This window comes from Tomitella cavernea, assembly GCF_016599145.1.
In the GTDB taxonomy this organism is placed as follows: domain Bacteria; phylum Actinomycetota; class Actinomycetes; order Mycobacteriales; family Mycobacteriaceae; genus Tomitella; species Tomitella cavernae.
Genome location: NZ_JAENKO010000050.1, coordinates 19,005 through 29,283 on the forward strand (window position 1 = coordinate 19,005; position 10,279 = coordinate 29,283).

A 10,279-nucleotide genomic window follows, 5' to 3' on the forward strand; every position below is an offset into this window, starting at 1 on the left:
CCCGCTCAGTTCTTGTGCAGAGCGCTGTTGAGCGCGATGCCGGAGCCGGTGCGCGAGACTGCTTCGACGCTGCCGGTCTGCGAGTTGCGCCGGTACAGCAGTCCGGACGTGCCGGACAGGGCGGCCGCCTTGACGACGGTGCCGCCGGCGGCACTCGCGTCCGCGGTGTCGCCATCGGGGGAGTGTGCGTCCGGGGCTTCGAGGAGGGTCACCTTGGTGCCCGCCGTCAGGTACAGGCCCGCCTCCACCACGCAGTCGTCGCCCAGTGAGATGCCCACCCCGGCGTTGGCGCCCAGCAGGCAGCTGCGGCCGATGGTGATGACCTGCTTGCCGCCGCCGGAGAGCGTGCCCATGATCGATGCGCCGCCGCCCACGTCGCTGCCGTCGCCCACGACCACCCCGGCGGAGATCCGGCCCTCGACCATGGACGCGCCGAGGGTGCCCGCGTTGAAGTTCACGAAGCCCTCGTGCATGACGGTCGTGCCCTCGGCGAGGTGGGCGCCCAGGCGGACGCGGTCGGCGTCGGCGATGCGAACCCCGGCGGGCACGACGTAGTCGACCATCCGCGGGAACTTGTCGATCGAATAGACGGTGACCGGGCCGTCCGCGGTGAGCGCGGCCCGGACGGATTCGAACCCCTGCGGCGCGCACGGGCCGTGGTTGGTCCACACCACGTTGGCGAGCAGGCCGAACAGGCCGTCCAGGTTGAGCCTGTGTGGGGCGACCAGGCGGTGCGACAGCAGGTGCAGCCGCAGGTAGGCGTCATGGGCGTCGACGGGTGCAGCGTCCAGCGACGCGATGGTGGTCCGGACGGCGACGCGTTCGGTACCGCGGCGGTCGTCCATCCCGGTGAGCACGGCAAGGGCGGAGGGGGCGGCTCCGCCATCGAGGCGGACGGTGCCCGCCCCGCCCCCGGACGTAACCCCGGCTTCAGACGCATCGGCGTCCGCGTCCAGCCGGGGGTCGGGGTACCAGGTGTCCAGTACCGTGCCGTCCCGGGTGATCGTGGCGACTCCGGTGCCGGTGGCGCCGTTTCGGTGCGAATTCGCTGCAGGGCTCACGGGGGATCAGCCTACAACCGGTGACCCGCGGTCGCCGGGGCGCGGGGATCGCGCGCGGCGACCGTCGATACGCTGGTCGGATGGCGAGCCGAGACGCAACTGACGCAGACGACAGCACCGCGGCCGTCGTGCCGGACGTACCCTGGCTCGACCTGGCCGGGGACGTCGCGGACCTGGCGGCGGCGCTGGTGGACATCCCCAGCGTCTCGCAGGACGAGGCCCTGATCGCGGACTCCGTGGAATCGGCGCTCCGCGCGCAGGCCCCGCACCTGGAGGTGTTGCGCTCGGGCAACGCGGTGCTGGCGCGCACCACGCTCGGGAGGGCGCGCAGGGTGATGCTGGCCGGCCATCTCGACACCGTCCCCATCGCCGGCAACGTGCCGTCGCGCCGCGTGACCGGCGCCGGTGATGCGGAAGGCGCGCAGGGGGAGGTGCGCGAGGCGGACCTGCTCTACGGCTGCGGCACGGTGGACATGAAGTCCGGCGACGCGGTCTTCCTGCACCTGGCCGCCACGCTCACCGCGCCGGTGCACGACATCACCCTCGTCCTCTACGACTGCGAGGAGATCGCTGCCGAATACAACGGCCTCGGCCGGATCGAGCGCGACCTGCCCGGGTGGCTGGAGTCCGACGTCGCCGTCCTGGGCGAGCCTTCCGACGGAGTCATCGAGGCGGGCTGCCAGGGAACTCTGCGGGTGCGACTGACCGCTGAGGGCGTGCGGTCGCATTCGGCGCGGTCGTGGCTGGGCGTCAACGCGGTGCACGGGCTCGCCCCCGTCCTGCAGCGGCTGGCCGGCTACGCCCCCCGACAGGTCGACATCGACGGCTGCGTCTACCGGGAGGGCCTGCAGGCGGTGCGCATCACCGGAGGAGTCGCGGGCAACGTGGTGCCGGACGCCGCATCGATCGACGTGAACTTCCGGTTCGCGCCCGATCGCACCGCCGACGAGGCGCTCGAGCATGTGCATGGCGTCTTCGCGGGGGTCGACGCGGGCATGGAGGTCACCGACCTGTCGCCGGGCGCACTGCCCGGACTCGCCGCGCCCGCCGCGGTGGAGCTCGTCGCCGCGGCCGGCGGCAGGTTCCGGGCGAAGTACGGCTGGACAGACGTCGCGCGCTTCGCCGCGCGGGGCATTCCCGCCGTCAACTACGGGCCCGGCGACCCCAACCTTGCGCACACGCGCGGCGAGTTCGTCGACACTGCGCAGATCCACCAGGTCGCGCAGGTGCTGCGCTCCTACCTGACCACCGGCGTTCCGGAGTGACACGGCGGTGCGGATAGCCTCGATCCCATGAGCCCCGACAGAGACCCCGACGGTTCCGCACGCCCGCGCGGCGACTTCGGCCCGCGCGATCGGCGTGCCTCTGCGTCGACACCCGAACAGCGACTGCTGGACCATCGGGGGCCCGGAGACTGGGTGCACACCGATCCGTGGCGGGTGCTGCGGATCCACAGCGAGTTCATCGAGGGCTTCGGGGCGCTCGCCGAGCTCCCGCGGGCGGTGTCGATCTTCGGTTCGGCCCGGGTGGGGGAGACGTCGGAGACCTACCGCGACACCCGGCGGCTGGCCGGAAAGTTCGTCGATGCGGGGTACGCGGTGATCACGGGCGGCGGCCCGGGTGTGATGGAGGCGGGCAACCGCGGTGCCACGGATGCCGACGGGCTTTCGGTGGGGCTCGGTATCGAACTGCCCCACGAGCAGGGTATGAACCGGTGGGTGGAGCTGGGACTGAACTTCCGGTACTTCTTCACCCGCAAGACCATGTTCGTCAAGTACTCGCAGGCCTTCGTATGCATGCCGGGTGGTTTCGGCACGCTCGACGAGCTCTCCGAGGCGCTCACGCTTGTGCAGACCGGCAAGATCACCCGGTTCCCCATCGTTCTCGTGGGCTCGGCCTTCTGGGAGGGACTGGTGAGCTGGCTGCGTGAAGTGCTTGTCGCCGAGGGCATGATCGATCCGGTCGATTTGGACCTGATCCACGTCACCGACTCCCTCGACGACGCGGTGCGCTTCGTCGTCGAAGCGCACCGGGAACTGGACGGTGGCGCGCAGGCGGTCGCCGGGCCCATCGGTCCCGCTGGTGAGGTGGGGCCGCAGTGACGGCGGAATTCGCGGGAGGGCCCGCCGGCACCGGAACGCGCGCGGTGTGCGTGTTCTGCGCGTCGGGCCCGGTTCCCGCGCACTACGAGCGGTTGGCGGCGGACGTGGGGGCCGCGCTCGCCGAGCGCGGCTGGACGCTGGTCTCCGGAGGGGGACGTGTGTCGATGATGGGCGCGGTGGCCAGGGCGGCGCGGGCCGGAGGTGCACGCACCGTCGGAGTGATCCCCCGCGCACTGGTCGACATGGAGGTGATGGACTCCGACTCCGACGAGCTGCTGGTGACCGAGACGATGCGTGAGCGTAAAACACTGATGGATGCGCACGCGGACGCGTTCCTGGCGCTGCCCGGTGGCCTGGGCACCGTCGAAGAACTCAGCGAGGTGTGGACGGCGTCGACGCTCGGCATGCACGGCAAGCCCGTCGTCGTCCTCGATCCGGATGGTCATTACGACGGTCTGATGGCGTGGCTGCGGGCGATCGCCGGCGACGGCTTCGTGCGGCACCAGGCGCTGGATCGGCTTCCTGTGGCGACGACGATCGATACGGCGCTGGACCTGTGCGCGGGGACCGCCCGCACCAGCGGCACCGCGGTCCGCACGGCCGGACCCGCCGCGACAGCGGAAGCCGGTGCGGTACCGGGCGGGGGCCGGGCATGATCGCCGCGGCGGCCACCGCCGCCGTGCCCGGCACGCTCTGTGGCCGCCCGATAAGGACCGACCGTGCACTGATCATGGCGATCGTCAACCGGACGCCCGACTCGTTCTACGACCGCGGCGCGGCGTTCGAGGACGGTGACGCGCAGGCAGCGGTGTCGCGCGCGGTGGGCGAGGGCGCCGACATCATCGACATCGGCGGCGTCAAGGCGGGCCCCGGCGACGAGGTCGACGAGGCCGAGGAGATCCGGCGCGTGGTGCCGTTCGTCGACTGGGTGCGTCGGCACTTCCCGGAACAGCTGATCAGCATCGACACTTGGCGCGGAACCGTGGCGGGGCACGCGCGCGAGGCCGGCGCCGATCTGATCAACGACACCTGGGCCGGCGCGGACGCGACGCTCGCCGGGGTCGCCGCGGAAACGGGTGCCGGCCTGGTCTGCTCGCACACGGGCGGTGCGGTTCCGCGCACGCGTCCGCACCGGGTGCGCTACGACGACGTCGTCGCCGATGTGGTGGCGGAGGTGACGGCGGCGGCGCACCGTGCGGTGGCCGCCGGGGTGCGCAGCGACGGTGTACTCATCGACCCGACGCACGACTTCGGCAAGAACACCTACCACGGTCTGGCGCTGCTGCGTCACGCTGACGCACTGGTGGAGACCGGATTCCCCGTGCTCATGGCGTTGAGCAACAAGGACTTCGTCGGCGAGACGCTCGGCGCCGCGCTGGACGAGAGGATCGAGGGCACGCTCGCGGCCACGGCCCTTGCCGCGGCCGCGGGGGCCCGGGTGTTCCGGGTGCACGAGGTGGCGGCGACCCGTCGCACTTTGGAGATGGTCGCCTCGATCGCGGGCACCCGCCCGCCCGCGCGCACCGTGCGGGGGCTCGCGTGAGCGCGGGCGGCGGCGCGACGGTGCGCACCTGGCACGAACCGGCCTGGACGGTGCCCGAACTCGTCGCGGCGAAGAACGGCCGGACCGTGTCCGTGGCGCTGCCGGCGCTCGACGAGGAGGCCACGGTGGCCGGCGTGGTGGAGTCGATCCTGCCGCTCGTGGGCGGGCTCGTGGACGACCTGGTGGTGCTCGATTCCGGATCCCGTGACCGGACGGCGCAGCGCGCGCGGGAGGCGGGCGCCCGCGTGGTCAGCCGCGAGGAGGCGATCCCGCAGTTTCCGCCGGTGCCGGGCAAAGGTGAGGCGCTGTGGCGTGCGGTGGCCGCGACCCGGGGCGACGTGGTCGTCTTCATCGACTCGGACCTCATCGAACCCGACCCGCGGTACGTGCCGAACCTCGTCGGCCCCCTCCTCACGGCGGAGGGAATCCACCACGTCAAGGGGTTCTACCGGCGGCCGCTGCGGATCAACGAGAGCGAGGATCCGCGCGGCGGCGGCCGCGTGACCGAGCTCGTGGCGCGTCCGATGCTGGCGGCGCTGCGCCCGGACCTCGCCGCTGTCCTGCAGCCGCTGGGAGGTGAGTATGCGGCCACCCGCGAGCTGCTCGAGGCCGTCCCGTTCGCCCCCGGCTACGGCGTGGAGATCGGTCTGCTTCTGGACACCTACCGCCGCTACGGGGCGAGCGGTCTCGCACAGGTGAACCTGGCCGTGCGCAAGCACCGCAACCGTGACCTCATGGAATTGGGAGTGATGAGCCGCCAGATAATCGGAACGATGCTCCGGCGCTGCGGGATCGACGATTCCGGTGTCCCCCTCACACAGTATTTCGCGCAGGACGACGCATTCGTGCCGCGCACAGCGGACCTCGCGCTGGAAGACAGGCCGCCGCTGGGAACAGTGACCGCCGCAAGCGCTTCGGGGGCCGGCGATGCCGGCGGAGAGGCGCGCGGATGCTGACCGCGATCCTGTACGTGGTGTTGATCGCGCTGGTGGCCGGGCTGCTGTTCGTCGTGGCCGCGCTCGTGTTCGGCCGCGGCGAGGAGGCCGCACCGCTCCCGCCGGGGGGATCGCCCGCCTGGCTGCCCGACCACGCCATCGACAGCGACGACGTGCGCGCGTTGCGATTCCAGCAGGCGTTCCGGGGATACAAGGCGTCCGAGGTGGATTGGGCACTGCAACGGCTCGCCAACGAGGTCGAGCGGCTGCGGGCCGTCGTCGCAGCGCAGGACGGGGGCCTGGAGGCGCATACCGAGGCCGCGGCGGCCCCCCGTCAAGGCGATGCGCATGCGGATCCGGCGCCCGCGACCGCCCCGGACGAGGGTCCGGGGCGGTGTGGGGCGACGTACGACGATAGGGAAGAATAGTCGCCGTCGGCACTCACCTGCCGCGCAACACACATGCGGTCACGGGTCGGCACATCGGCCCGAGCACATCTGGAGGGAGCACACGATGGCGGCCATGAAGCCCCGGACCGGGGACGGTCCCCTCGAAGCGGCCAAAGAGGGACGCGGAATAGTCATGCGGGTCCCGCTCGAAGGCGGAGGCCGCCTGGTCGTGGAGCTCACCCCGGATGAGGCCGCCGCGCTGGGTGAGGAGCTCCGCGGCGTCACCGGCTGACGGCCGCACTATGGCTTGACGGTAACGATCGATCGTGTTCGTTCCGACAACCCCGCCGGACCCGGTCCGGCGGGGTTGTCGCATGACAGGGGCTGCCGGATACGCGTGGGCGGGACGGGGATCCGGGCGGCATGAACGGAGGTGACGGCGCGCATGTCCGATGCTGATGCGGCGCGGGACGTCGTCGCGGACCCGCTCGCCGGCGTGGCGGACCTGCTCCGATGCCCGGTGTGCGGCGGCGCGGTCGAAGCGGACCGGCGAGCGGTGCGATGCGGGGCGGGGCACGCGTTCGACCGCGCGCGGCAGGGCTACGCAAGCCTGCTCGCCCGGCCCCTCCGATTCCACGGGGACGACGCGAAGATGGTCGGCGCGCGCGGCGCCGTGCTCGAATCGGGTTTGTACGACCCGCTGCTGCGGGCGGTCGCCGACGCGGGCGCGGACGTGCTCTCCGGGACGGGAGCGGGGCCGGGTCCGGACGGACCCGTCGCGGTGGACCTGGGCTGCGGGACGGGGACGTATCTCGCCGGTGTGCTCGAGCAGGCCGGCGAACCGGTGGGCGCGCGCGGAATCGGAATCGACGCGTCGAAGGCGGCAGTGCGTGCGGCCGCCCGTGCGCACCCCCGGATGGCGGCGCTCCTCGGTGACGCCTGGGCGGAGCTGCCGATGGCGGATGCCGCCGCCGACCTCATCATGTCGGTGTTCGCGCCCCGCAACGCGTCCGCCTACCACCGGGTGCTCGCGCCGGGCGGCGCGGTGATGGTGGTGGCACCCGAGCCTGGACACCTCGCGGAGCTCGTCGACGGCATCGGTCTCCTGCGCGTGGACGAACGCAAAGTGGAACGTCTGGCCGGAGCGTTGAGCGGCTTCGACGAGCTGCGGGCGGACACCGTCCGCTGGGCGATGCGGCCGACACCGGATCAGGTCGCGGCCATCGTCGCAATGGGCCCGTCGGCACGCCACCTCGATGCTGCTCGGGTGCGGGCACGGATTGCGCGGCTGCCGGTGGGGCAGACGGTGACCGGCGCCGTCGCGGTACGCGTGTTCCGGCGTACCCCGGCGGCTCCCCTCACCGCGCCGGAGTAGCAGCGACGGGGCCCTGTAAGAAGGCGGGTTGCGGTAAGAAGGCGGGTTGCGCGGCGCGAGGCCGCCTCACACATGCAGGGCCCCACACACGAAGGATTGTCACACGCGGGCCGCGCACAGCAGGCCGTCGCCCAGCGGCAGCAACGCTGGCAGCAGCAGATCGTGTTCCGTCGCGGTGCGCAGCGCTTCACGTGCGTCGACGGCGGCCTGGCTCCTGTGGTGCGCAGGGTCGTGTGGGGCGGAGTCGTGCCGCGCGGGGCCGCCGGCAGTGATCAGGCCGTGCATCACGACCACACCGCCGGGGCGCAAGAGGCGGACGGCCTCGGCCAGGTACCGTGCGTGGTCTGTGCCGCCGCAATCGACGAACATCATCTCGTACGCGTCGTCGGCCAGCCGCGGCAACACCTCCAGGCCGCGGCCACCGATCAGCCGGGTGCGCGCGGAGGCGATGCCCGCGCCGGACAGGGCGGCGCGGGCGGTGCGCTGATGCTCCGGCTCGATGTCGATGGTGGTGAGGACGCCGTCGTGGCGCATGCCGCTGAGCAGCCACTGCGCACTGACACCGGCGCCGGTACCCACCTCGACTGCGGTGCGGGCGTCGGCCATGCGGGAGAACATGGCCAAGGCCGTGCCTACGGAGTCGGACACCGCCCCCACCCCCAGGTCGGCAGCGCGTTCACGCGCGTCGGCAAGCGCTGCGGGGTCCGGAACCGGTGCGGCGGCGCCGGCGGCGCGGGCGGCCATGCGGTCGCCCGCGAACGCGGCGGCGGCGGAGGATGCGGCGGAGTCCACGGTGCGGTCGTCTTCGGTCACGCCAGTGAGCGTATCGCGGCGCGTGGAGGTGCACAGAAGGGCGCGTGCGCCGGGCGTGCCGCGATTCTCAGCAGACCCTCAGGTTGCTCCCAGCGTGGACACACGCCGGGGCGGGAGGGTTGTCCCAGGCGCGGAGACATCCCGGTCGGCTCGGATTCACGTTGCGGTGGCATGCGCGCCATTGCTCGAGAATGCCGGAACCGATGGAACGCCGGAACAAAACGAGGGGCAGGGGTGTTGTGACGGAAGCGAGGACTGCGCTCGACAGTGGTGCGCAACCGCAGGACGCCATGGCGACAGGAGGCGAAAGCGTGCAGCGAGCCGCGATGACCGGCACGGTCGGGCCCGCGGCCGTCCCGGACACGGCGGGGTCTCCCGCCCCGGAACCGGATGCCGATCACGGCACGGCGGTGTTCGATGCGACGGGCGACCCGGCGGCCATGCCGAGCTGGGATGAGCTGGTCCGGCAACACGCCGACCGGGTCTACCGGCTCGCCTACCGGCTCTCCGGGAACGTGCACGACGCCGAGGACCTCACGCAGGAGACGTTCATCCGCGTCTTCCGTTCGCTTTCGAGCTATCGCGCCGGAACCTTCGAAGGCTGGCTGCACCGGATCACGACCAATCTCTTCCTGGACATGGTCCGGCGGCGCAACCGGATCAGGATGGAATCGCTGCCGGAGGACTACGACCGGGTGCCGTCCGATAGGCCGGACCCGGAGCAGATCTACCACGACTCGCGTCTGGCCCCGGACCTGCAGCAGGCCCTGGCGTCGCTGGCGCCGGAGTTCCGTGCGGCGGTGGTGCTCTGCGATGTGGAGGGGTTGTCCTACGAGGAGATCGCGGCCACGCTCGGCGTCAAATTGGGTACGGTGCGTAGCAGGATCCACCGTGGCCGGCAGGCAATCCGTGAGTGCCTCGCCGCGGCGGACACGTCAGCGGAGCAGGGCGTGGAAGGCGGCGCAGCGCGGTGAGCCGAGGGGCGCATGGAACCGGGATGCGCCGGACCGGCGCCGGCCCCGCGGGCGGTGGTGGTCCGACGAGCGGTGGTGGGATCGACGGCGGGAAAGGACAGCGGATGTTCGATTCGGCATGGCGTGGACGTCCCTCCGGTTCGCAGTTCTCCCTCGGCGCCGGGACCGGCGACACCGGTCACTTGGCCACGGAGGCGGTGGCGGCCTATGTGGACGGGGAACTGCGGATGAGCGCCCATCTGCGCGCATCGGGGCATATCGCCGATTGTCCGCTGTGCGCCGCGGAAGTCGACGCGCAGGCGCATGCCCGCGCGGCGCTGCAGTCGTCCGCGGTGCCGCGTCTGCCGGAGAACCTTCTGGGGGACCTGCGGTCCATTCCACAGAAGGCCCTACCGTCCTTCGACGATGCGCAGCTTGGCCGTCCGCATCGCGGCACGCCGACGCAGCGCAGGCGCCGCTTCTTCTGAGCCTGCCCCGACGGAGTGGCGGCGGGCGGGCCGGGACGGCTTCCGTTCCTGTGCGTGCGCCCGGTGCGGTGCATCCGTGGGCGATGACCAATACTGTGGGCTGCAGTCCGCACTGCGAGCGGCAGTCGGCCGAGTCGGGCATGCCACCCCTGCCGGCGGCTACGCCGCGGGTGCGGGGAGCGGGACGGACCCCGGGTTCGAAACGACGGGGACATCGACGGCCGGAGTGCCGGAGGGGACGCAGGTGAACAGCGAATCGGAAGGCAACTCCGCGCCGGGGCCGGACGACGACGTGCGCACCGGTGAGGAAGCGCAGGCCGGTAACGCTTCGCGTGCAGGGCGCTCCGGCGCCGGTCCGACGGGCTTCGACGTGCCGGCGGGTGGCAGGCTGCGGCCGTCGCCCCTGCATAAACCCGAGGTGGGAGCGGAACAGCAGCAGGCCTTCAGCCGGCCGGACGGCGCCGCCGCGTTGGGGGCGCCGCCGCGCAGCGACGGTGCGCCGCGAACGTCCGCGCGCCCGGTCGACCCGGTGCTCGCCGAGGCGTACGGCCGTCCGCCCGGTGAGCACGACGGAGTCCAGCGGGATCCCGCGGCCGCCGCGGGGGCGGACACACCGCGCA

General features: G+C 72.3%; 12 protein-coding genes and 1 pseudogene. 11 read left to right on the plus strand and 2 right to left on the minus strand.

The features are described from left to right. Window positions 1-5 precede the first annotated feature (5 nt). Entirely contained in the window at window positions 6-1,061 is a 1,056-nt protein-coding gene (gene dapD, locus JJ683_RS15355) for a 2,3,4,5-tetrahydropyridine-2,6-dicarboxylate N-succinyltransferase (RefSeq protein WP_200175401.1), read from the minus strand. 80 nt (window positions 1,062-1,141) lie between these two features. Between dapD and dapE the strand changes: the two genes are divergently transcribed. The 8 genes from dapE (at window position 1,142) to JJ683_RS15395 (ending at window position 7,405) form a co-directional block, all read left to right on the plus strand. Then, window positions 1,142-2,326: a succinyl-diaminopimelate desuccinylase gene (gene dapE, locus JJ683_RS15360; RefSeq protein ID WP_200175402.1), complete on the plus strand. Its 1,185-nt coding sequence runs from the start codon at window positions 1,142-1,144 to the stop codon at window positions 2,324-2,326. 27 nt (window positions 2,327-2,353) lie between these two features. Then, a complete protein-coding gene (locus JJ683_RS15365; protein ID WP_200175404.1) occupies window positions 2,354-3,163 on the plus strand; it encodes an LOG family protein in 810 nt (269 codons plus the stop codon). After that, the gene (locus JJ683_RS15370) at window positions 3,160-3,819 is read left to right on the plus strand and encodes an LOG family protein (protein ID WP_200175406.1); all 660 of its coding nucleotides are present in this window, start codon (window positions 3,160-3,162) and stop codon (window positions 3,817-3,819) included. The genes JJ683_RS15365 and JJ683_RS15370 overlap by 4 nt, the downstream gene beginning before the upstream one ends. Beyond that, a complete protein-coding gene (gene folP, locus JJ683_RS15375) occupies window positions 3,816-4,706 on the plus strand; it encodes a dihydropteroate synthase (RefSeq protein ID WP_200175408.1) in 891 nt (296 codons plus the stop codon). Before JJ683_RS15370 ends, folP begins: the two co-directional genes overlap by 4 nt. Then, the gene (locus JJ683_RS15380; RefSeq protein ID WP_200175409.1) at window positions 4,703-5,662 is read left to right on the plus strand and encodes a glucosyl-3-phosphoglycerate synthase; all 960 of its coding nucleotides are present in this window, start codon (window positions 4,703-4,705) and stop codon (window positions 5,660-5,662) included. The genes folP and JJ683_RS15380 overlap by 4 nt, the downstream gene beginning before the upstream one ends. After that, window positions 5,656-6,069, plus strand: a complete 414-nt coding sequence (locus tag JJ683_RS15385; RefSeq protein WP_200175410.1) for a DivIVA domain-containing protein — start codon at window positions 5,656-5,658, stop codon at window positions 6,067-6,069. Before JJ683_RS15380 ends, JJ683_RS15385 begins: the two co-directional genes overlap by 7 nt. 85 nt (window positions 6,070-6,154) lie before the next feature. Continuing rightward, complete coding sequence (locus JJ683_RS15390; protein WP_143907731.1) at window positions 6,155-6,322, plus strand: DUF3117 domain-containing protein; 168 nt, start codon at window positions 6,155-6,157, stop codon at window positions 6,320-6,322. A gap of 153 nt (window positions 6,323-6,475) precedes the next feature. Continuing rightward, a complete protein-coding gene (locus JJ683_RS15395; RefSeq protein WP_200175411.1) occupies window positions 6,476-7,405 on the plus strand; it encodes a methyltransferase domain-containing protein in 930 nt (309 codons plus the stop codon). A 99-nt stretch (window positions 7,406-7,504) separates the two neighbouring features. On the opposite strand, the gene JJ683_RS15400 is transcribed toward JJ683_RS15395, so the two are convergent. Continuing rightward, entirely contained in the window at window positions 7,505-8,197 is a 693-nt protein-coding gene (locus JJ683_RS15400; protein ID WP_372435316.1) for an O-methyltransferase, read from the minus strand. A 347-nt stretch (window positions 8,198-8,544) separates the two neighbouring features. On the opposite strand from JJ683_RS15400, the gene sigE reads away from it, so the two are divergent. From sigE to JJ683_RS15415, 3 genes and pseudogenes are all read left to right on the plus strand, one after another. Next, on the plus strand, window positions 8,545-9,192 hold the full coding sequence (gene sigE / locus JJ683_RS15405; RefSeq protein WP_200175412.1) for an RNA polymerase sigma factor SigE: 648 nt from the start codon (window positions 8,545-8,547) through the stop codon (window positions 9,190-9,192). 104 nt (window positions 9,193-9,296) lie between these two features. Next, window positions 9,297-9,659 (plus strand): anti-sigma factor, encoded by a 363-nt coding sequence (locus JJ683_RS15410; RefSeq protein WP_200175414.1) that lies wholly within the window; start codon window positions 9,297-9,299, stop codon window positions 9,657-9,659. Between the two features lie 244 nt (window positions 9,660-9,903). Next, a pseudogene (locus tag JJ683_RS15415) lies at window positions 9,904-10,279 on the plus strand (hypothetical protein); the annotation flags it as partial.

Coding starts and splice junctions, on each gene's coding strand:
- dapE (WP_200175402.1), top strand. CDS start 1,142: ATGGCGAGCCGAGACGCAACTGACGCAGACGACAGCACCGCGGCCGTC.
- JJ683_RS15365 (WP_200175404.1), top strand. CDS start 2,354: ATGAGCCCCGACAGAGACCCCGACGGTTCCGCACGCCCGCGCGGCGAC.
- folP (WP_200175408.1), top strand. CDS start 3,816: ATGATCGCCGCGGCGGCCACCGCCGCCGTGCCCGGCACGCTCTGTGGC.
- JJ683_RS15385 (WP_200175410.1), top strand. CDS start 5,656: ATGCTGACCGCGATCCTGTACGTGGTGTTGATCGCGCTGGTGGCCGGG.
- JJ683_RS15390 (WP_143907731.1), top strand. CDS start 6,155: ATGGCGGCCATGAAGCCCCGGACCGGGGACGGTCCCCTCGAAGCGGCC.
- JJ683_RS15395 (WP_200175411.1), top strand. CDS start 6,476: ATGTCCGATGCTGATGCGGCGCGGGACGTCGTCGCGGACCCGCTCGCC.
- sigE (WP_200175412.1), top strand. CDS start 8,545: ATGACCGGCACGGTCGGGCCCGCGGCCGTCCCGGACACGGCGGGGTCT.
- JJ683_RS15410 (WP_200175414.1), top strand. CDS start 9,297: ATGTTCGATTCGGCATGGCGTGGACGTCCCTCCGGTTCGCAGTTCTCC.